Consider the following 19,761-nt stretch of genomic DNA (forward strand, 5'->3'; position numbering starts at 1 on the left):
GAACCGATAGGAAACCATGCAGCAGCACCACCGCAGTCCCCTGGCATCGCGCCTGAAGCGCGGCCGGGTCCCGTTCCTCGCCGTCGGCACCGCCGCGGCCCTCCTCCTCACCGGATGCTCGACCGCGAGCGGCTCCGCGCCCGACCCGAGTGCGTCGACCTCCGCCGACCCGCAGCGTCGGATCACCCTGACCTACGACGGCGGCCTCCTCGTCCTCGACGCCGCATCCCTCGAGGTGGTCGGCGACCTCCCCCTCGACGGGTTCAACCGGGTGAACGCCGCCGGCGACGGGCGGCACGTGCTCGTCACCACGACGAAGGGCTTCCAGGTCCTCGACACCGGGACGTGGACGGACGAGGACGGCACCTCGAAGCAGGCCGACCCGGTCCTGACCGACCTCGTCTTCCCCGCCGACACCGCAGGCCACGTCGTCCGTCACGCCGACAAGACCATCCTGTTCGCCGACGGCTCCGGCGACACGACGATCTTCGACAGCGCTGACCTCCTCGAAGCCACCGACGAGCTGCCCGAGACCGAGACGATCCCGTCGGAGGCCGCGCACCACGGTGTCGCCATCGAGCTCGAGGACGGCACCGTGCTGTCCACGATCGGCACCCCGGACGCCCGGACCGGTGTCCGGGTGCTCGACGACTCGCGCACCGAGATCGCCCGCAACGAGCAGTGCCCGTCGGTGCACGGTGAAGGCACCGTCAAGGACGAGGTCGTCGTGTTCGGCTGCAGCGACGGCGTGCTCGTCTACGACAGTGGCGTCTTCACGAAGATCCAGGCGCCGGACGCCTACGGGCGCACGGGCAACCAGTACGTCAGCGAGACGTCCTCCATCGCGGTCGGCGACTACAACAGCGACCCCGACGCCGAGGGCTACGACCTCCGCCAGCTCGCGTTCACCGACACGGTCGCGAAGACGACGAAGATCGTCGACCTGCCGGAGGGCGTCGGCTACACCTGGCGCGACGTCGCCCGAGGGCCGAGCGACGAGGTCATCGTGCTCGGCAACGACGGTTCGCTGCACATCCTCGACGAGCAGACGGGTGCCGTCACCGACACCATCGAGGTCATCGACGCCTGGGAGCCGCCGGCCGAGTGGCAGGACGCCCACCCGGCGCTCGTCGTCCAGGACGGTGTCGCCTACGTGACCGACCCGGCGACGAAGTCGATCCACGCTGTGGATCTCGCGTCGGGCGACATCACGACGGGTGAACTGCCCGGCGTCCCGAACGAGATCGCGGTCGTCACGGGCTGACACGACCTCCCCGAGAGCGCCCGTTCCGTCCTCCCCGCGTCATGCAGGGGACGGAACGGGCGCTCTCGTCGTGCGGGCAGGGCGGTCAGACGCGCTCGGGCGCTCGGAGCACCCCGGAGACGACTGGACGGGTCGCGCGAAGGGCCGCCCACACGAGCCCGATGCCGCAGGCGAAGCACCCGACGATGACGAGGACCGACAGCGGGGCGAGGATGACGCTGATGCCGGCCATCGGTAGGACGAGCAGGACGCCCAGTCCGGCCGAGCCCAGCGCGACCACCCGCAGGGGCAGCATGACCGCGCGACCGCGAGCCCGTTCCATGACGTCCCGCGGCACCCCCAAGCGGTCGAGGCTGACGTACAGGTCTCGCCGGTCGAGGACCGCCGACGCCTGGTTCACCCCGACGGAGCACGCGACCATGAGGAACGACGCGACGAGCGTGATGATCACGCCGGTGCGGATGTCGTCGATGAGGATGGCGCTCTCGCGGTCGAGGTCGGAACCTCCGGCGGCGTCCATGAGCGCCACCCCGGTCCCGGCGACGACGGCGACGAAGCTCGTCATCGCCACGCCACTGACCTGACGCCACGCCGCCTTCGGCGACTCCAGGATCGTGCGGGCAGCGAGGAGCCGCTCCGGTGTCTTGGCACGCTTGGCCGACCCACGGCCGATCACCCCGACGACCCAGGGGCCGATCAACCCGAGCACCCCGACGCCGGCGGCGAACCCCACCCCCAGGACGGCGATCATGACGGCGACCTCCTGCAACCCCGTCACGACGGAGAGCATGCCGTAGGCGACGATCACGACGATGACCCCGACGACGATGCGCAGCCAGTGCACGGTCGGCGCCTGCTGCTTCGTGCGGACGCCGAGCGGGCTCACGTTCACCGCGCGGAGACCGATGGCGGCACTCGCTGCTGCGAGCAGCACGACACCGAGGACCACCGCGGCGATGATCGGGACACCGACCCAGACGCCCTCGACCCCGATCGGGGAACCGCCGAACGGGATGAGCCCGACGAGCGGCAGCATGCCGAGGTACAGCAGGATCCCGGCGAACGCACCGAGGAGGGCGACCCCGGCCGACTCGAGGACGGTCATCGCCGTGACCGTGCCAGGTGTCGCGCCGAGGAGTCGGAGGGTGGCGAGTCGGTCGTCGCGGCGCCGGGCGGAGAGCCGCGCGGCCGCCCCGCCGAGCGAGCCGAGCGGGACGAGCAGCAGGGCCAGCGCCAGCACGCTGAGCACCTGGTAGATGAAGGCCGTCTCGCCGGTCCACCGCCAGAACATCAGGGCGCCACCGAGCACGGTGAGCACGAGTGCCGTGGTCACGGCGAACGCGACCGCCGGGAGCACGATCGTCGCAGGGCTCTGCGCGCCCGGGCGGGCGAGCATCCAGGTGAGACGGACGACGGGACTGCGACCGTTGCCTGCGGGGACCGGGATCCGGGTCGGTGCGACCCCGACTGCGGCGGTCACGGTCGGGCTCCGTTCGGGACGACGCCGGTCGCCTGACCCGGGTAGGCCTGCGGCGGGTACGGCTGCGCAGCGGGCTGGGGGTGCGGCTGCTGCGGGAACGGCTGCCCGGCGGGCTGCTGCTGGTACGGGAGCTGCTGCGGCGGGTACGGCTGCTGCACCTGCGGCGGCACGGGTGCCTGCCCGGTCGCGAACTGCTGCGGCGGGGTCGGCGCGCCGACCCCGCCCGGCTGCCCGACGATCCGACCGTCGGCCAGGCGAATGGTCCGCGAGCACCGCGCGGCGACCGTCTCGTCGTGCGTCACGAGGACGAGCGTGCGTCCCTGCCCGGTCGTCGCGTGGAGCAGGGCCCCCATGACGTCGGCCGAGGTCCGGGAGTCGAGCGCGCCGGTCGGCTCGTCGGCGAAGACGATGGGGGCACCGGTCACCTGAGCGCGGGCGATCGCGACGCGCTGCGCCTGACCACCGCTCAGTTCGCCGATCCGACGGGTCTCCATGCCGGCCAGTCCGAGGGCGGCGAGCCACGCCGCCGCGCTCGTCTCAGCGGCGATGCGCGGTGTCCCGCCGAGCATCAGCGCGATCGCGACGTTCTCGACGGCGGTCAGCTCGGGGATGAGCAGGCCCTGCTGGAAGACGAAGCCGAAGGACTCGCGTCGCAGCTGCGAGCGGTGCCGTTCGTCGAGCTGGTCGACGCGGACGACGCCCGTCGGAGTGTTGAAGGCGATCGAGCCGGTGTCGGGGGTGACGATCCCGGCGAGCGCATGCATGAGCGTGGTCTTGCCGGAGCCGGAGGCACCCATGATGGCGACCGACTCACCGGGGAGGATGTCGAGGTCGACGCCGGCGAGGGCGACGGTCGGCCCGTACTGTTTCGTGAGTCCGCGAGCGGAGAGGATCGAAGTGTTCATGCTCCCATCGTCGGCGGCGGGTGTCGCTCTTCGCGTCGGCCGGGCGATGCAAGCTCCGCCGTGCGGGTCATCCGCGAGGTGGACCCGGCGTGGACCTCGCGGTCAGTTGCCGCGGCGGCGGTATTGGGCGAAGACCGCCGCGTCGGCTGCCCAGCCCGCGCCGAGGAACCGGAGGCCTGTTCCGGCGTCGGTCCCTTCGGCTGGGGCCGCGGGCGCCTGCGTCGGCTCGACCGAGGCGGTGAGGTCGACCCCGGCAGCGCCCGCGGCGACGTGCGCCGTAGCACTGACGCGCTCGGCGACCACGCCCTGCTCCGCAGCCTCGTCGCGCCGACTCGGCATCGGCTCCGTCAGTGGGACCGCCCGCAGCGGTGCGGTGACCCGGGTGTGGACGGCGTGCGAGCGGGTGATCGATGACATGTTCCCATCGTCCTGAACCCGAGCACCCGGCACATCCCGCAGCCGGGTGATCCTCCGGGGCCCGGTCTCATCCTCCGGTACCACGACAGCTGTCGGGCAAACGGGCGGTGGGCAATACGCTTGCGGCATGACGAGTGCACCCCATCGCCACCAGCCGCTGCGCCCGGCGGCACGTCAGCAGCGGGTCCGGTTCCGCGCCCATCGCCCGGCCGAGGTGACGACCACCGTCAGGACGACGCTCCAGCGCCCCTTCGCGATCGGCTTCGTCGGAGCGCTCGGTGCCCTGGCGGCCATCCTGCTCGTCCTCACCCTCGGCTCACTGTCGACCATCCTCGTCTCCATCGCGGTCGGCCTCTTCATCGCGCTCGGCCTCGACCCGGTCGTCGTGCGGCTCGAGGCACGCGGCATCAAGCGCCCGTTCGCGATCGCGATCGTCTTCGCCGTCTTCGCCGTCCTGCTCGCGCTCCTCCTGGCCCTCGTCATCCCCGTCGTCACCCGGCAGGCCGTCGAGCTCGTGAGCAACGCCCCGACCTTCCTCACCGGCATCCAGGACCAGGAGTGGTTCCGGTCGCTGAGCGACTACCTCGGTCCGGGCGTCGACCTCCAGGGTGCGCTCGACTGGCTCTACAGGGTGGCCGCCGACCCGAAGACGTGGGTCGTCCTGGCCGGCGGCGCCCTCAACCTCGGCGTCGGCATCGCGAACGGCTTCTTCGGCGGCTTCATCGCCCTCGTCCTCGCGCTCTACTTCCTCGCGTCCATGCAGGCGATGAAGAACGCCTTCTACTCCTTGGTGCCCCGTCGCTCCCGGCCGCGCGTCGTGTCGATCACCGACCAGATCACCGCCTCGATCGGCGGATACGTGAGCGGCATGGTGGTGCTGGCCGGGATCAACGCCGTCCTCGGGCTCATCATGATGCTCATCGTCGGGGTGCCGTACGCCGGGATCCTCGCCGTCGTCATCTTCTTCGTGACGCTCATCCCGCTCGTCGGCTCGATCATCGCGACCGTCGTCGTCGCGACCGTCGGGCTGTTCGACTCACCGACGACGGCACTCATCGTCATCGTCTACTACCTGGTCTACATGCAGATCGAGTCGTACGTGCTGACGCCGCGGGTCATGAACAAGGCGGTCGCGGTACCCGGCGCCCTCGTCGTCATCGGCGCGATGGTCGGCGGTTCGCTCATCGGGCTGCTCGGCGCCCTCGTCTCCATCCCCGTGACGGCGTCGATCCTGCTGATCATCAAGCAGGTCGTCGTGCCACGGCAGAACGCGAAGGCGTAGCCCTTCGACAAGCTCAGGGACCGGTGGTGGACTCAGGGGACCGGTGGTGGGCTCGGGAACCGGTGCTCAGGCCGCCTGCACCGGGACGGGACGACCGGCGAAGCGGATGCGGACGGACTCCCCCGCCTCCAGTCGTTCCGTCGCGCCGTGCTGCACCGCGACCAGGGTGCCGTCCGGCAGCTCGACGGTCGTGCGACGCACCGGGCCGAGGAAGCTCGAGGTGAGCACGACCGCAGCGGACCCGACCGCGGGCGCCGTCGCGTCGGTGAACACGACGTCCTCAGGCCGGACGAGCGCGGCGACGGCCCCGTCCCCCGGCTGCTCGCCGATCACCGGCAGCACCTGCCCGAGCACCTCGACGCCACCGGGCACGAGCACACCCGGGATCCGGTTGCTCAGGCCGATGAACTCCGCGACGAACGGCGACGACGGCCGCGAGTAGAGCTCCTCCGGCGTCCCGATCTGCTCGATGACGCCGGCACGCATGACGGCGACCCGGTCGGCGACGGCGAGCGCCTCCTCCTGGTCGTGCGTGACGAAGAGGGTCGTGATCTGCAGCTCCGACTGGATCCGACGGATCTCGTCGCGCAGCTGGACGCGCACCTTGGCGTCGAGGGCGCTGAGCGGCTCGTCGAGGAGGAGGACCCGAGGACGCGTGACCAACGCCCGGGCGAGGGCGACGCGCTGCTGCTGCCCGCCCGACAGCTGGTGGGCGTAGCGGGCGGCGAGGTGGCCGAGGCCGACGAGGTCGAGGCTCTCGGCGGCACGCGTCCGTCGCTCGGCCGCGGGCACCTTCCGCATGCGCAGGCCGAACTCGACGTTCTCGAGCACCGTGAGGTGTGGGAACAGCGAGTACGACTGGAACACCATGCCGAGGTCGCGCCGGTTGGTGGGCACGGACACGACGTCGACGCCGTCGATGAGCACGCTCCCCGAGGTGATGTCCTCGAGTCCCGCCAGGCTGCGGAGCGCGGTCGTCTTCCCGCACCCCGACGGCCCCAGCAGCGCGACGAACTCACCGGGCGCGAGGTCGAGGCTCACGCCGTCGAGGGCGCGGGCACCCGAGCCGTAGTCCTTCACGACGCGATCGAACCGCACCGCTGCGCCGGCCGGGCGTCCGTCTCCAGGCGTCGCTGCGGGTGCCGACTGGTCGATGGTGGTCATGGTGTCTCCCTGATGCGTCGGATCGATCCGACGCGGCCGATGATGAACAGCAGGACGAAGGCGAAGGCGAGCGCCAGCAGGGCGAAGGCCACCGCGACGAAGGGGTCGCTCTTCGACACCTGCACGAGCGAGGTCTGCAGCGTGTTGCGTCCGAGGAGCGAGGCGATCGTGTACTCACCGAGGACGACGGCGACCGAGATGACCGACGCCGTCAGCACGCCGCGACGCAGGTTGGGCAGCAGGACGCGGACGAGGACGGTCCCCCAGCCGGCGCCGAGCGTGCGCGCGGCCTCGGCGAGGGTACCGACGTCGACCGACTGCAGGTTCGCGGCGATCGCCCGGTAGGCGTACGGCAGCACCGTGATCCCGTAGGCGAACGCGAGCGTCCACGGCGCACTGCCGAGCAGCCTGGCGACGACCGAGTAGACCGGTGCGAGTCCGACGACGAGCACGATGGCCGGGACGGTGATCGGGATGATGCAGACGAACTCGAGGACGCGCTGCAGCTTCGGGAAGCGGAGCTTCACGAGGATCATCGTCGGCAGCAGGAGCACCACGACGATCAGCACGGTCACCGCGGCGAGCACGACGGAGTTGCCGATGCCCTGGAAGAGCACCCGGTACTTCCGCGAGTTCTCCGGGTCGAGGATCGCGGCCCAGTGGCCGAGGTCGTGGCCGCCGTCGATCCCGGCGCGCAGGGTGAACTCGACCATCGACAGGATCGGGACGGCGAACACCACCGCGACGACGACGAGGATGATGCGGCTCGTGAGCTTCGACGGCGTGGCCGAGTCGCGGACGGCGCTCATCGCTGCCACCGTTCCGTCCGCGCCTGCAGGGCGGAGTAGGCCGTCATCATGACGACCATCACGACGATCATCCCGATCGCGAGCGAACCGGCGAGGTTCTCCCGGCCGAGGACGGTCTCGCTGATGAGGGCACCGCGGATCTGGAGCGGCACGATCTGCGCCCCCTGGCTGATGAGCGCGGCGGCGGTCGCATAGCTCGAGAACGCGTTCGCGAACAACAGCAGGAGCGACCCGAGGAAGGAGGGGGCGAGGATCGGCATCGCGATCCGGGTCCAGTAGGTGAAGCGGGTGCCGCCGAGGGTCGCGTTCGCCTCGGACCAGGTCCGCTTCAACCCCTCCATCGCCGGCATGAAGGTGATGACCATGAGCGGCACCTGGAAGTACAGGTACGGCAGGAGGAGCCCGGGGACCTGGTAGAGCCAGACGCCGTCGGCGAAGAGGTCGACCCCGAGGCGGTCTTTGAGGAACACCGTCACGAGGCCCTGGATGCCGATGGTCGCGATGAAGGCGAAGGCGAGCATGACGCCGCCGAACTGGGCGAGGACACTCGAGGCCGCGTCGACGAAGGTGCGGATGATTCCGTCGGGCCGGACCGCGAGGAGCGCGTAACAGACGAGGGCTCCGATGACGGCTCCGGCGACCGCGGTGACGGCGGAGACCCAGAAGGAGCTGGCGAAGGCCCCGAGGACCGCCGGCTCGGCGAGCGCCGTGAGGTTGTCGAACGTGAACGCGCCGTCGCCGTCGAAGAAGCCGGTGGCGAGGGCGAGGAACGTCGGGACCGCGAGGAAGAGCAGGGTGTACAGCGCGAACGGCGTCAGGCCGAGGAGCGCCCAGCGCGGACGGCGGCGGGGCCGCGCCGCGGCGGGTTCGGCCGAGGATGCGTCGGTCGGCGGGAGCGAGACGGCGGGGCCGGCGTGTGCCGACCCCGCCTCACTCCGCCGGGTGGCGGAGGCATTCATCAGGAGATCGCTGCCGCCCACTTCTCGGCGAGCAGCGAGGTGGCCTGCTCGGTCTGCTCGGGCGTGAACTGCACGAGGTCGGCGGGCATCTCGCCCACGGCGTCGAGGGCCTTCTGGTCGACGGTGTCGGCCTCGACCATCGCGGCGAGGGTCGACGGGTACGCGCCGGCGGCGAGGTACAGGTTCTGCGCCTCGGGGCTGAAGATGAACTCCTGCCAGAGTCGCGCGGCCGCGGGGTGCGGGGCGTCCACGTTGATGGCCTGGTTGTAGTAGCTGCCGACGGCCGAGCCCGGGAGGACGGTGGTCTTCCAGTTGCGCTGGCCCTCGTTCTCGGTCGCCGCAGCGAGGTTGTTGTAGCTCCAGTCGATCACGACGGGGGTCTCACCCGAGGCGATGGTCGCGGGGGTCGGGTCGAGGGGCAGGAAGTTGCCCGCCTGGTTGAGCTTCTGGAAGAAGTCGACACCAGGCTGGATGTCGTCGGCCGAACCACCGGACTGCAGGGCGGCGAGGTAGACGCCGGCTGCGGCGGCACCGGCCTGGGTCGGGTCGCCGTTCAGCGCGACCTTGCCCGCGAACTCGGAGCCGAGGAGGTCGTCGAGCGACTTCGGTGCCGGGACGGCGTCCGCGTCGTAGCCGATGGAGACGAGGCCGGTGTAGTCGTAGACCCACAGGCCGGTCTTCTCCTTCGAGCCCTCCGGGATGTCGTCCCAGTTGGCGACCTGGTAGGGCGCGAACTGGTCGAGGTTGTCGAGGGCGACGGCGGAGCCGAGGTCGAAGACGTCGGGAGCGGTGTCCTGGCCCTTCTGGTTCTTCGCGGCCGTGATCTCCTCGGCGCTCGAGACGTCGGGGTCGGCCGAGTTGACGGTGATGTCGTACTTGTCCTCGAACGCGGAGATGATCTTCCCGTAGTTCGCCCAGGTGTCGGGGAGGGCGATGACGTTGAGCTGGCCTTCGGCCTTCGCCGCCTCGACGAGCGCGTCCATCCCGCCGAAGTCCTCGGCGGAGGTCGCCTTCTTGGCGTCGACGTCGGAGCCGGCTCCGGTGTCCGCTCCGGCGGAGCATGCGGTGAGCGCGGTCGCTGCGAGCGCGACGATGGCGAGGGCGGTCATACGCCTGGTGTTCACGGTTCCTCCAGTGACGTCGGCGGCCGCCCGTGCTGTCGGGCCGTCGGATACCGCGTCCGTCGTCTGGAGGACAAGCTAGGGTCGCGACGTAGCGCGATCGGGGCCTGCCGGTGTCGCGCAGGTGAACAGTGCCCTTCGACAAGCTCAGGGACCGGGCGGGGGGCTCAGGGACCGGGCGGGGGGGGCTCAGGGACCGGGCGGGGGGCTGAGGAACCGGGCGGGGGCTCGCGGCCGCGTCAGCCGCGGAGGGCCACGGGGCCGGGGCTCCTGGCGAGGCGCTCCTCGAGACCGGCCCGGACCTCCGGCCACTCCTCGGCGAGCACGGAGAACAGTGCGGTGGTCCGCCACGTGCCGTCGGCCCGCTGCTTGTCGCGGCGGATGAGCCCCTCGAACGTGGCCCCGAGGCGCAGGATCGCGGTGCGTGAGCGCTCATTGCGCTCGTCGGCCTGGATCTTCACCCGGCCGAAGCCTGCGTCGAAGGCGAGTCCGAGGAGCAGCAGCTTCGTCTCGGCGTTGACGGCGGTGCCCCAGACGCGCGGGTCGTACGCGGTCCAACCGAGGTGGGCGGCCTCCCCCGGCTCGTCGAAGTCGCCGAGCGTGGACGTGCCGACGAGGAGCCCGTCGTGTTCGCCGCCGACGAGCCGGATGACGTAGGTGTTGCGCACGCCGGTCGTGAAGTAGCCGTCCGCGAAGGCGTCGAACTCGGCCTGCGTCGTCGGCAGCCCCGCAGGTCCGCCGCCGTAGCCGCCGGCGAAGACCTCCGGGTGCGCGATCGCCGTGAACAGCTCCGGATAGTGCGCGCTTTCCAGCGGTTCGAGGCGGATGGTCCGGCCGTCGATGGGACGGGGCTCAGGGCGTCGTGCGGTCACCGTTCCACCGTATCCGGTGGCGGGCGTCGCGCGAGGACCGGTCTCGCGGTCAGGCGAGGATGAGGCAGGTGGGCGAACCGGCGTCGAGCGTCCCGAGGAGCGTCGTCGGGACCCCCGTGCGCTCGTCGAGCCGGAAGCTCGCGATGGAGTTCGACAGCTGGTTCGCGACGTGCAGGAAGCGACCCGACTCCCGGTGGTGGCGCGGCATCGTCCCGCCGCACTCGACGTCGGCCACGGCCTCGACCCGCGAACCGTCGCCGGTGACGCGCAAGGTGGCGATGCGGTCGCTCCCGCGGACGCCGACGTGCAGCTGCTCCCGCGAGGCGGCGAGGCTGATCTCAGCGCCCGTGTCGCCCTCGGACACGCCCTCCGAGGCCGCGACGGTCGCCGCGAGGATGTGCCAGTGCCCGTCGGTGCCGTCGACACCGAGCGTGAAGACCTCGACCGAGTATTCGGTGATGACGTGGAGGTGGCCGCTCGGGTGGACGACGAGGTGTCGCGGACCCGTGCCGCGCGGGAACACGACGGTGTGGTCGAGCACCAACCGCGACCCACGGAGCTGCCAGATGCGGACCGTGTCGTGGCCGAGGTCGGTGGTCGCGATGCGGCCGTCCGGGAGGAGCGCCGAGGCGTGCGCGCGCGACGGTCGGGACGGCAGGGCCTCGCCGACAGCGGCCTCCAGCGCGAGCAGCGTGAGCGCGTCCTCGCCCGCGTCCGCGGACTCCGCAGCGAGCGCGGTGGGCGACGCCCAGGGGTCGACGGACGCCTCGCCGAGACGCGGGTCGCCGGCGAACGCCGCGTTCTCCGCGAGCGGGACGGTCACGACCCGACCGTCGCCGTAGCAACTCGCGATGAGCATGTCAGCACCGGGGACCGTCGCGACGTGGCACACCGAGTCGCCGGCTTCGATGGGCTTGCCGAACGGGGCGAGCCCGAACTCTCCGGAACGTTTGAACGCTTCGACGGCGCCGGTCGACTCGCTCGCCGCATAGACGATCGGCAGCGTCGGGTGCAGGGTCAGGAACGAGGGCGACTGCGCCTCCGACGACTGCACGAGGCGGAGGGTGCCCGCCTCGTCCTGGCGCAGCAGGCTGATGCCGGCACCGGTGCCGTCGGCCTCCGAGGTGTAGGAACCGAGCAGGAGGTAGGGGTTGTCGTCGCTCACCCCCACAGTCTCCCACCTGCGCCGTCTCGCACCGGCGCCCGCTCAGGAGATGCGGCGGGCGCGGACGCCGGCCGCGTACTCCTTCGGGGTCATGCCGATCGCCTCACGCACGATCCGGATGAGCGTCGCGCGGGTGATCCCGAGCGCGTTCGCGAGGGTGACCAACGAGAGGTCGGGATCGTCGTCGAGGGTCGCCAGAGCGCGCCGGACCCGCGGGTCGAGCGCACCGGCGTCGCGCTGGGCACGCACCGCCGGCCGAGGCCTGACCTCACCGCTCGTGAGCTCCTCGACCGGTGGCAGCCCGGGCAGGGACGGCTGACTGGATTCGTCCACCATGGCGCGTTCGACGCTCGTCGTTCGCTACTCGGATCAGTCGACGAGGTCGTGACGCACGACGATCGCGTCGCGCCCGGGACCCACGCCGATCGCGGAGATGCGCGAACCGCTCATCGCCTCGAGCGCCAGCACGTAGTCCTGGGCGTTCTTCGGGAGGTCCTCGAAGCGGCGGACACCGGTGATGTCTTCCTGCCAGCCGGGGAACTCCTCGTAGATCGGGACGGCGTGGTGGAAGTCGGTCTGCGAGACCGGCACCTCGTCGACCCGGACGCCGTCGACCTCGTAGGCGACGCACACCGGGATGGTGGCGAGGTCGTCGAGGATGTCGAGCTTCGTCAGGACGAAGTCGGTGACGCCGTTGATGCGCGCCGCGTACCGGGCGATCGGGGCGTCGTACCAGCCGACGCGACGCGGACGACCGGTCGTCGTGCCGAACTCGAAGCCCTTCGAGCGGAGGTAGTCGCCGGACTCGTCGAACAGCTCGGTCGGGAACGGGCCGGCGCCGACGCGGGTCGTGTAGGCCTTGACGATGCCGATGACGCGGTCGAGGCGGTTCGGTGCGACACCGGAGCCGGTCGCGGCACCACCCGAGGTCGCGTTGGAGGAGGTGACGAAGGGATAGGTGCCGTGGTCGACGTCGAGCATCGTGGCCTGGCCACCCTCGAAGAGGACGATCTTGCCATCGTCGAGCGCCTCGTTCAGCACGAGCGCGGTGTCCGCCACCATCGGGCGGAGTCGCTCGGCGTAGGCGAGGAGGTCGGCCACGATCTCGTCGACCGTGATGGCGCGGCGGTTGAAGACCTTGACCAGCAGGTGGTTCTTCTGGTCGAGGGCGCCCTCGACCTTCTGGCGCAGGATGTTCTCGTCGAAGAGGTCCTGGATGCGGATACCGACGCGGTTGATCTTGTCGGCGTAGGCCGGGCCGATGCCACGGCCGGTGGTGCCGATCTGACGCTTGCCGAGGAAGCGCTCCGTCACCTTGTCGATGGTGCGGTGGTACTGGGTGATGACGTGCGCGTTGGCGCTCACGAGGAGGCGCGAGACGTCGATGCCGCGGGCCTGAAGTGCCTCGAGCTCGTGGAACAGCACCTCGATGTCGATGACGACACCGTTGGAGATGACGGGGACGACGCCGCTCGTCAGGATGCCGGACGGCAAGAGGTGGAGCGCGTACTTCTCGTCACCGATGACGACCGTGTGCCCCGCGTTGTTGCCGCCGTTGAACTTCACGACGTAGTCGATGCGGTCACCGAGCAGGTCGGTGGCCTTCCCCTTGCCTTCGTCGCCCCACTGGGCGCCGACGATCACGATTGCTGGCATCTGGATGCCGCCCCTTCCGGATTCTCGTGTGCCCGGCGGATCCGCTGGGGAACCACGCCCTGACAGGCCGGACGCCCACCCTCTGCGGGCGGGCGTCTCGTGCACGCACCCCTCCATCGTACCGGAGGAGGGTCACGGGCACCGAGTCCCAGGCTGCGCTCGATACCATGAGGGGATGTTCAGGCCTCGGGCGGCCGTCCTGCCTGCCGATCGCCCTCGACGACCGTCCTCTCGACCGACCGAACGGAACCCATGACCTCCCTGCCGCGCCTCGTCGCCTTCGACCTCGACGACACCCTCGCCCCGTCGAAGTCCGCGCTCGACCCTCGCATGGCCGAACTGTTCGTCGCGCTCCTCGAACGCACCTCGGTGTGCATCATCTCGGGCGGCCAGATCGTGCAGTTCCAGAACCAGGTGCTCGACCGGCTCGGAGCCGCGTCGCCCGAGGCCCTCGGCCGACTGCACCTCATGCCCACCTGCGGCACCCGGTACGACCGCTTCGACGGCACCGCGTGGGTCACCGTCTACAAGCACGACCTCACCGACGACCAGAAGGCCCGCGCCATGGGCGCTCTCGAGACCGAGGCCAAGCGACTCGGCCTCTGGGCCGACGAGACCTGGGGACCGATCCTCGAGGACCGCGGCTCGCAGATCACCTTCTCCGCCCTCGGGCAGGCCGCGCCGGTCGCCGAGAAGACCGCCTGGGACCCCGACGGCGCGAAGAAGGAGTCGCTGCGCGCCGCCGTGCAGGCGCTGCTCCCCGACCTCGAGGTCCGATCCGGCGGCTCGACCTCCGTCGACATCACCATGGCGGGCGTCGACAAGGCGTTCGGCATGACGCGGCTCGCCGAGCACACGGGCATCCCGCTGGAGGAGATGGTCTTCGTCGGCGACCGCCTCGACGAGGGCGGCAACGACTACCCGGTCCTCGCGCTCGGGGTGCCGTCGGTGGCCGTGCACGGCTGGCAGGACACAGCGGCGTACCTGGAGTCGCTCGGCCTGTAGGGCGTCGGCCCCTGAGCCTGTCGGCCCCGGTCCCTGAGCCTGTCGAAGGGCTAGTCGGAACCGAGGATGACGATCGCGGAGGTCGGCGGGGCCGCCGCCGCGACGAGGTACTCGATCTCTTCGGACGCAGTGGGGTCGGCCTCGCGCAGGAAGGTGTCGAGACGCTCGACCTCCTCGGTCTCGCCGATCGCCTTCGCGGAGCGGCGGAGCGCGTAGAGCGAGCGCAGCACCCCGCGGTTCGGCGCGTGCGACCACGGGATCGGGCCCTGACCGCGCCAACCGGCAGCACGGAGCGAGTCCAAGCCGCGGTGGTACCCGACCCGAGCGGCCGCGTAGCCGGGGATCGGCGATTGAGGGTCGTGGACCGCGTCGGCGAGGAGTGCCCAGCCGAGCGAGGAGCGGGGGTGGGCCGCGAGGAGGTCCGCCAGCGCCTCGATCGAACCGACGGCCGCGTGGAACTCGGCATCGGTGGCGCTGTCGTCCGGCAGCAGTGTCGGAGGGGTTGCCATCAGATTCTCACCGGTCATCGTTCAACCATAGCTCCGTTCCCGGGGCCCGGCGTGGGAGGAAGCTGGCAGCCCTCGCTGTGAGCTCGCCGCATCCGTCGACATCAATATTGCACACCGCTGTGCAAGATAGTACGATCGCTGTCATGACCACCACCCAAGCGCCCGCGAGCGGGTCGCGCGCCCCTCGTCGCGACGCCGCCGAGAACCGCGTCGCGCTGCTCGAAGCCGCCCGCCTGGCGCTCCGCAGCGACCCCGACGCCAGCCTCGAGACCATCGCGGCGGCCGCCGGCCTCACCCGCCGTTCGGTGTACGGACACTTCGCCACGCGCGACGAGCTCGTGAACGCCGTCGTCGTGGCGGGGGCCGAGCGCGTCGCCTCGTCGATCACGGCCGTCCAGGGCGACGACCCGCTCACCACCATCGCGCTCATCGGCGACGTCCTCTGGGCCCAGGTGGACCACGTCCGCATCATGGCGCCGCTCGCCGTCCGCGGGCCGCTCCGCGCGGTCACGGCAGCAGCCCTCGAACCCGTTCGGACCCTCCTTCTCCGCACCGTCGAGGCCGGTGTCGCGGACGGTTCCATCCGCCCCGACATCGACGCCGGCGTGCTCGCGCGACTCGTCGAGAGCACGGCCGTCGGGGTGCTCGAAGAGGCGACCCGATCCGGCCTCTCGACGAGCGCCGGCCGCCGCCTCGTCATGCTCGCCACCCTCGGGGCGGTCGGTCTGTCGTGGCAGGACGCCACGGCGGTCGCCGACCGCGCCGACACCGAACACGCAGACACCCACCGCCACACCACCGGCACCGGCACGAACGAGGAGTCCTCCCATGCGCGTTGAACTCGACGGCGTCTCCAAGGGCAAGGGCGGCATCGTCCTCGAGCCGACCTCCCTCTCCTTCCGGACGGGCGAGGCGACCTTCGCCCGCGCCGAGACCGAGCAGCGGCCGACCGTCCTCGGCCTCATCGCCTCCGGCCGGATGATGCCCGACACCGGCACCGTCCTCGTCGACGGGGCGACCGACCGCAAGACGATGCGCCGCGTGATCGCCCTCATCGACGCCCCCGACGTCTCCGAACCGGCCAGCGGCGTCGCGGTCTCCGGCGTCGTCGCCGAGGAGCTCATGTTCGCCGGGCGGGCGAGCCACCCCTTCGCCGTCGCGCGGTTCCTCGAGTCGCTCGACCTCGCGCACCTCGCGAAGCAGCCGATCTCGACCGTCGCACCGACCGACCGCGTGCGGCTCCTCACCGAGCTCGCGGTCCTCCGGGAGGACGTCACCGCGCTCGTCCTCGTCTCCCCCGACCGCCACGGCGGCGACCCGCTCGAGTGGTGGAACCTCGCCCGCAAGCTCGCCGCCCGTGGCTACGGCGTCCTCGTGATCGCCGGCGACGCCTCGGCGACCGCCATCAACGCCACCGCCGACGCCCCGGTGTCCGAGAACGCCACGGACGAACTCGTCCCCCTCTTCCAGCAGGACTGGTCGTGACGCACACCGTGCACCACGACCGTCCAGCCCTCCCCTCATCCCGCACCACCCGTCCCCAGAAGGACCTCCTGTGAAGATCTTCGCGATGATCCGCGCCGAACTGTCCCGCCTGTGGGCCACGCCCATGTCGCGGCTCGCCCTCGTCGCCCTCATGTGCGTCCCGTTGCTCTACGGCGGCCTGTACCTCTGGGCGAACCAGGACCCGTACGCCAAGCTCGACCAGGTTCCCGTGGCGCTCGTCGTCGAGGACACCGGTGCGCCGGCGACCGACGACACGACCGGCGATGCGACAGGCGAGACGGAGAACTACGGCGACGACATCGCCGACCAGCTCATCGAGGACGGATCGTTCGCCTGGCACGAGGTCAGCGCGGCCGACGCCGCCCGGGGCGTGAACGACGGCACCTTCGACTTCAGCGTCACGATCCCCGCCGACTTCTCGACCTCCCTCACCTCCGCGTCGGGCGACGCCCCGCAGCAGGCGACGGTCCAGCTCACGACGAACGACGCCAACAGCTACCTGGCGACGACGATCGGTGAGCAGGCGGTCAAGCAGATCAAGGCGACCATCGTGCAGACGGTGAACCGCCAGGCCGCCGGCCGGTTCCTCATCGCCCTCGACACGATCAAGACGAAGCTCGTCGACGCCACCTCGGGCGCGACGCAGTTGGCCGACGGCGCCCAGCAGGCCTTCGACGGTGCCGGGACGGCCCAGGCCGGCGCGGCGACCCTCGCATCCGGCACCGCGCAGATCGCCTCGGGGACGGCCAGCCTGCCCGCCCAGACCGACCAGCTGGCCTCGGGTGCCGAGCAGGTGGCGTCCGGGACCTCGACCCTCGCCGGCAAGGGCGACGAGGTCGGAGCAGCCGCCCAGCGGCTCGTCGACTCGATCCCCACGGCCCGCGCGCAGATCTCGCAGACCCTCGCGGAGAACGGCTTCACCCCCGAGCAGATCGCCCAGGTGCTGGCACTGCTCGACCCGGTGGCCGCCGACGCCACGACGGCGAACGAGCGCGTCCAGACCGTCGTGTCGCAGGTCGACCAGTTGAACAGCGGCGCCCAGCAGGTCGCGGGAGGTGCCCGGAAGCTGAGTGACGCGATGCCCGCGCTCGCCTCGGGGACGCAGCAGGCCGCCGACGGTGCCGCATCGCTGCAGACCGGCCTCACGAGCCTGCAGACGGGGCTCGGCACCCTCCGGGACGGCATCGTCACCCTCCGCGACGGTCTGCAGTCGGGCGCGGACGCCATCCCCGCGACCACGGCGGACTCCCGCGAACTCCAGGCCAAGACGATCGCCGATCCGGTCAAGCTGACCAACTCCTCCGTGACGAGCGCGGGCACCTACGGAGCCGGACTCGCGCCGTTCTTCGTCAGCCTCGCCGCCTGGATCGGCATCTACGCGCTCTTCCTCATCGTCAAGCCGGTGTCTCGGCGCGCGATCACGGCGCTCCACAGCCCCATCAAGGTGACCGTCGCCGGTTGGCTCACGCCGGGCCTCCTCGGGACGATCCAGATGGTCGCGCTGTTCGGCATCCTCGCCGGCGCCCTGCACTTCGAGGTCCACAACCCGCTCGCGACCTACGGGATGATGGCGCTGGCGTCCCTCACCTTCGCGGCGATCATCCTGACGCTCAACGTGTGGTTCGGCAGTGTCGGGCAGTTCCTCGGCCTCGTGCTCATGGTCGCCCAGCTCGTCACCGCCGGCGGGACGTTCCCCTGGCAGACACTCCCGGCGCCGCTCGCAGCCCTGCATCACGTGCTCCCGATGTCCTACGCGGTCGACGGCATGCGCCAGTTGATGTATGGCGGACGGATGGACGCCGCCCTGCAGGACGCCGGGGTCCTGCTCGCCTGGCTGGCGATCGCGCTGAGCCTCTCGGCGATCGGCGTGACGCGGATGACGCACGCCAGGACGCTCCGCGACCTCCGGCCGAGCCTCATCGGCTAGGCACCGGTCGAGCGCGCAGGCGCCCGCGCAGGAGCGTCGTCCTCGGGTGGGACGACGCTCCGGCGCGTGCGGTACGCCTGCTGCGTGCGACGCCCATTCGGGTCGGGCATCGTTCGACGTCGACGTCTGAGCGCCGCGTCGATCCGGGTTCGGGTCCGCCCGACAGCGTTGCACTCCCTTGAGTGATCGCGCGAACGCTCGTTCATGACGCGGAACGCGGCAGATTCTTTGGAACGTCGTCGAGCCACCGGACGGACCGGCCGTCGTCCGTGGCGGAGACCCTGCCGTCGTACCCCGGAAACACCGGAGGCCGCCGGGAGTGGGGGGACTCCCGGCGGCCACCGGTGCGACGGAACGGGCGTGTTCCGTCTGGAGCAGCTGAGCGACGTGGTTCGGGCCACGGCGACCGGCTGCGGGTGCAGCGCGCTGATCAGCTGGAGAGCAGCGACGCCTCCTCGCGCTGCTCGGCGAGCATCCGACGACGAGTCGCGAACGCGGCTCCGGCTCCCCAGATGAGGAGCGACGCGAACAACGCACCGGCCGGAGCGATGAGCTCGCCCGAGCCGGTCTGTGTCGCACTGATCGAGCTCGACGCCTCGTCGACCCGGGCGTCGGCCTGAGCCGGCGCGGCGACGCCGACGATGAGGGCGACCGCGAGGGCTGCCGGGACGGCGAGCGCGGCGATGCCACGGACCTTGGACGGGTGGGTTCCTCGTTCGGGCGAGGCTCCCAGGGCAGAACGGTGCGTCATCTTCGATTCATCCTTCGGGTGACCGCCGATTCGCACCGCACGGATTCGGGTCCGTGCGGTGGCCCTCGGTGGCTTCGGGTGCCGGAGGGATTCGGGTTCAGCGGTGGAGTGTTGCTCCGCTAGACAGTATGCCGGGCGGTGTCGGCACTTTGGGGGACCGCGGGGTCAATTGAGGGAATCTTGAGGTGTTCCTGAGGTAGGCGCAGCGCTGCCGTTGGAAACCACCCGCGGACGGGGGCCAACCCGATCAGGAGGCGTCGAAGGAGACGTGCTGCATGACCCAGGCGTGCATCGCGACGGCCGCTGCCGCGGAGGCGTTGATCGATCTCGTCGACCCGAACTGGGTGATCTCGAGCACCGCATCGGCCGCGGCGAGCGCCTCCGGCGAGAGTCCGGGCCCCTCCTGTCCGAAGAGGAGGAGACACCGCTCGGGGAGCCTGAACGTCTCGATCGGGACCGATCCCGGCACGTTGTCGATCGCGATGATCGGCAGCTCGGCCACCGACGCCCAGGCGACGAGCGCCGCGACGTCGACGTGGTGCTCGACGTGCTGGTAGCGGTCGGTCACCATGGCTCCGCGCTTGTTCCAGCGACGGCGGCCGACGATGTGGACGGTGTCGGCGGCGAACGCGTTGGCGGTGCGCACGATCGACCCGATGTTCATGTCGTGCTGCCAGTTCTCGATGGCGACGTGGAACGGGTGGCGGTGGTCGTCGATGTCGGCGACGATGGCCTCCATCGACCAGTACCGGTAGCGGTCGACGACGTTCCGGGTGTCGCCGTCGCGCAGCAGCTCGGGGTCGTACCAGGGGTCGTCCGGCCACTCCCCCTGCCACGGACCGACGCCGGCCATCGGGCTCTCGGCCTGATCGGGACCGGCGACCGGGTCGTCCGGGTGGAGCGGGGTCTCTGGCACCAGCCAACCCTACCCGCGCCGTGCCACACTGGAGGTCCGGGCCCGACGCCGCG

At 71.1% G+C, this 19,761-nt stretch carries 19 protein-coding genes and 1 pseudogene; 6 read left to right on the plus strand and 14 right to left on the minus strand.

The window, feature by feature from the left end:
* Positions 1-16 precede the first annotated feature (16 nt).
* A complete protein-coding gene (gene aztD / locus ACZZZB_RS06385; RefSeq protein WP_192004497.1) occupies positions 17-1,264 on the plus strand; it encodes a zinc metallochaperone AztD in 1,248 nt (415 codons plus the stop codon).
* A gap of 85 nt (positions 1,265-1,349) precedes the next feature.
* Here aztD and ACZZZB_RS06390 read toward each other — a convergent pair whose 3' ends face one another.
* From ACZZZB_RS06390 to ACZZZB_RS06400, 3 genes and pseudogenes are all read right to left on the minus strand, one after another.
* A complete protein-coding gene (locus ACZZZB_RS06390) occupies positions 1,350-2,744 on the minus strand; it encodes an FtsX-like permease family protein (RefSeq protein ID WP_463529219.1) in 1,395 nt (464 codons plus the stop codon).
* A 227-nt stretch (positions 2,745-2,971) separates the two neighbouring features.
* Positions 2,972-3,649 (minus strand): annotated as a pseudogene (locus tag ACZZZB_RS06395) (ABC transporter ATP-binding protein); the annotation flags it as partial.
* 102 nt (positions 3,650-3,751) lie between these two features.
* The gene (locus tag ACZZZB_RS06400) at positions 3,752-4,066 is read right to left on the minus strand and encodes a hypothetical protein (RefSeq protein WP_463529220.1); all 315 of its coding nucleotides are present in this window, start codon (positions 4,064-4,066) and stop codon (positions 3,752-3,754) included.
* A gap of 127 nt (positions 4,067-4,193) precedes the next feature.
* Between ACZZZB_RS06400 and ACZZZB_RS06405 the strand changes: the two genes are divergently transcribed.
* Positions 4,194-5,348, plus strand: a complete 1,155-nt coding sequence (locus ACZZZB_RS06405) for an AI-2E family transporter (protein WP_463529221.1) — start codon at positions 4,194-4,196, stop codon at positions 5,346-5,348.
* 66 nt (positions 5,349-5,414) lie between these two features.
* Here the strand turns inward: ACZZZB_RS06405 and ACZZZB_RS06410 are convergent, their stop codons facing one another.
* The 8 genes from ACZZZB_RS06410 to ACZZZB_RS06445 all read right to left on the minus strand — a co-directional run bounded on the left by ACZZZB_RS06410 (position 5,415) and on the right by ACZZZB_RS06445 (position 13,094).
* Positions 5,415-6,512, minus strand: coding sequence for an ABC transporter ATP-binding protein (locus ACZZZB_RS06410; protein WP_463529222.1), 1,098 nt, complete (start codon positions 6,510-6,512; stop codon positions 5,415-5,417).
* Positions 6,509-7,321 (minus strand): ABC transporter permease, encoded by an 813-nt coding sequence (locus ACZZZB_RS06415; protein ID WP_085512186.1) that lies wholly within the window; start codon positions 7,319-7,321, stop codon positions 6,509-6,511. Before ACZZZB_RS06415 ends, ACZZZB_RS06410 begins: the two co-directional genes overlap by 4 nt.
* The gene (locus ACZZZB_RS06420; protein ID WP_244631728.1) at positions 7,318-8,280 is read right to left on the minus strand and encodes an ABC transporter permease; all 963 of its coding nucleotides are present in this window, start codon (positions 8,278-8,280) and stop codon (positions 7,318-7,320) included. Before ACZZZB_RS06420 ends, ACZZZB_RS06415 begins: the two co-directional genes overlap by 4 nt.
* Positions 8,280-9,389, minus strand: a complete 1,110-nt coding sequence (locus ACZZZB_RS06425) for an ABC transporter substrate-binding protein (RefSeq protein ID WP_137242365.1) — start codon at positions 9,387-9,389, stop codon at positions 8,280-8,282. Before ACZZZB_RS06425 ends, ACZZZB_RS06420 begins: the two co-directional genes overlap by 1 nt.
* Before the next feature lie 251 nt (positions 9,390-9,640).
* A complete protein-coding gene (locus tag ACZZZB_RS06430; RefSeq protein ID WP_124768619.1) occupies positions 9,641-10,273 on the minus strand; it encodes a GNAT family N-acetyltransferase in 633 nt (210 codons plus the stop codon).
* Between the two features lie 49 nt (positions 10,274-10,322).
* Complete coding sequence (locus ACZZZB_RS06435; protein WP_194643802.1) at positions 10,323-11,438, minus strand: lactonase family protein; 1,116 nt, start codon at positions 11,436-11,438, stop codon at positions 10,323-10,325.
* Between the two features lie 42 nt (positions 11,439-11,480).
* The gene (locus tag ACZZZB_RS06440; RefSeq protein WP_079705009.1) at positions 11,481-11,774 is read right to left on the minus strand and encodes a winged helix-turn-helix transcriptional regulator; all 294 of its coding nucleotides are present in this window, start codon (positions 11,772-11,774) and stop codon (positions 11,481-11,483) included.
* Positions 11,775-11,807: 33 nt separating this feature from the next.
* Positions 11,808-13,094: an adenylosuccinate synthase gene (locus ACZZZB_RS06445; RefSeq protein ID WP_064295554.1), complete on the minus strand. Its 1,287-nt coding sequence runs from the start codon at positions 13,092-13,094 to the stop codon at positions 11,808-11,810.
* Positions 13,095-13,346: 252 nt separating this feature from the next.
* Here ACZZZB_RS06445 and ACZZZB_RS06450 point away from each other — a divergent pair, with 252 nt between their 5' ends.
* A complete protein-coding gene (locus tag ACZZZB_RS06450) occupies positions 13,347-14,099 on the plus strand; it encodes an HAD-IIB family hydrolase (RefSeq protein ID WP_064295553.1) in 753 nt (250 codons plus the stop codon).
* Positions 14,100-14,149: 50 nt separating this feature from the next.
* On the opposite strand, the gene ACZZZB_RS06455 is transcribed toward ACZZZB_RS06450, so the two are convergent.
* Positions 14,150-14,608, minus strand: coding sequence for a DUF3151 domain-containing protein (locus ACZZZB_RS06455; protein WP_338000141.1), 459 nt, complete (start codon positions 14,606-14,608; stop codon positions 14,150-14,152).
* A 143-nt stretch (positions 14,609-14,751) separates the two neighbouring features.
* On the opposite strand from ACZZZB_RS06455, the gene ACZZZB_RS06460 reads away from it, so the two are divergent.
* From ACZZZB_RS06460 to ACZZZB_RS06470, 3 genes are all read left to right on the plus strand, one after another.
* On the plus strand, positions 14,752-15,447 hold the full coding sequence (locus ACZZZB_RS06460) for a TetR/AcrR family transcriptional regulator (RefSeq protein WP_137242368.1): 696 nt from the start codon (positions 14,752-14,754) through the stop codon (positions 15,445-15,447).
* Positions 15,437-16,093, plus strand: coding sequence for a hypothetical protein (locus ACZZZB_RS06465; RefSeq protein WP_191940444.1), 657 nt, complete (start codon positions 15,437-15,439; stop codon positions 16,091-16,093). Before ACZZZB_RS06460 ends, ACZZZB_RS06465 begins: the two co-directional genes overlap by 11 nt.
* Positions 16,094-16,163: 70 nt before the next feature.
* Entirely contained in the window at positions 16,164-18,041 is a 1,878-nt protein-coding gene (locus tag ACZZZB_RS06470; RefSeq protein WP_079705006.1) for a YhgE/Pip family protein, read from the plus strand.
* A 430-nt stretch (positions 18,042-18,471) separates the two neighbouring features.
* Here the strand turns inward: ACZZZB_RS06470 and ACZZZB_RS06475 are convergent, their stop codons facing one another.
* Together ACZZZB_RS06475 and ACZZZB_RS06480 are read right to left on the minus strand one after the other, a co-directional pair.
* Positions 18,472-18,792 (minus strand): hypothetical protein, encoded by a 321-nt coding sequence (locus ACZZZB_RS06475; protein WP_137242369.1) that lies wholly within the window; start codon positions 18,790-18,792, stop codon positions 18,472-18,474.
* A 247-nt stretch (positions 18,793-19,039) separates the two neighbouring features.
* Positions 19,040-19,645, minus strand: a complete 606-nt coding sequence (locus ACZZZB_RS06480) for a TrmH family RNA methyltransferase (RefSeq protein ID WP_086473183.1) — start codon at positions 19,643-19,645, stop codon at positions 19,040-19,042.
* Positions 19,646-19,761: the final 116 nt, after the last annotated feature.

The sequence above is a fragment of the Plantibacter sp. AC185 genome (assembly GCF_979258065.1).

Excerpts from the sequence above, each read along its gene's own strand:
- aztD (WP_192004497.1), top strand. The coding sequence starts at position 17 with ATGCAGCAGCACCACCGCAGTCCCCTGGCATCGCGCCTGAAGCGCGGC.
- ACZZZB_RS06400 (WP_463529220.1), bottom strand. The coding sequence starts at position 4,066 with ATGTCATCGATCACCCGCTCGCACGCCGTCCACACCCGGGTCACCGCA.
- ACZZZB_RS06405 (WP_463529221.1), top strand. The coding sequence starts at position 4,194 with ATGACGAGTGCACCCCATCGCCACCAGCCGCTGCGCCCGGCGGCACGT.
- ACZZZB_RS06410 (WP_463529222.1), bottom strand. The coding sequence starts at position 6,512 with ATGACCACCATCGACCAGTCGGCACCCGCAGCGACGCCTGGAGACGGA.
- ACZZZB_RS06415 (WP_085512186.1), bottom strand. The coding sequence starts at position 7,321 with ATGAGCGCCGTCCGCGACTCGGCCACGCCGTCGAAGCTCACGAGCCGC.
- ACZZZB_RS06420 (WP_244631728.1), bottom strand. The coding sequence starts at position 8,280 with ATGAATGCCTCCGCCACCCGGCGGAGTGAGGCGGGGTCGGCACACGCC.
- ACZZZB_RS06425 (WP_137242365.1), bottom strand. The coding sequence starts at position 9,389 with ATGACCGCCCTCGCCATCGTCGCGCTCGCAGCGACCGCGCTCACCGCA.
- ACZZZB_RS06440 (WP_079705009.1), bottom strand. The coding sequence starts at position 11,774 with ATGGTGGACGAATCCAGTCAGCCGTCCCTGCCCGGGCTGCCACCGGTC.
- ACZZZB_RS06445 (WP_064295554.1), bottom strand. The coding sequence starts at position 13,094 with ATGCCAGCAATCGTGATCGTCGGCGCCCAGTGGGGCGACGAAGGCAAG.
- ACZZZB_RS06450 (WP_064295553.1), top strand. The coding sequence starts at position 13,347 with ATGACCTCCCTGCCGCGCCTCGTCGCCTTCGACCTCGACGACACCCTC.
- ACZZZB_RS06455 (WP_338000141.1), bottom strand. The coding sequence starts at position 14,608 with ATGGCAACCCCTCCGACACTGCTGCCGGACGACAGCGCCACCGATGCC.
- ACZZZB_RS06460 (WP_137242368.1), top strand. The coding sequence starts at position 14,752 with ATGACCACCACCCAAGCGCCCGCGAGCGGGTCGCGCGCCCCTCGTCGC.
- ACZZZB_RS06465 (WP_191940444.1), top strand. The coding sequence starts at position 15,437 with ATGCGCGTTGAACTCGACGGCGTCTCCAAGGGCAAGGGCGGCATCGTC.
- ACZZZB_RS06475 (WP_137242369.1), bottom strand. The coding sequence starts at position 18,792 with ATGACGCACCGTTCTGCCCTGGGAGCCTCGCCCGAACGAGGAACCCAC.
- ACZZZB_RS06480 (WP_086473183.1), bottom strand. The coding sequence starts at position 19,645 with ATGGCCGGCGTCGGTCCGTGGCAGGGGGAGTGGCCGGACGACCCCTGG.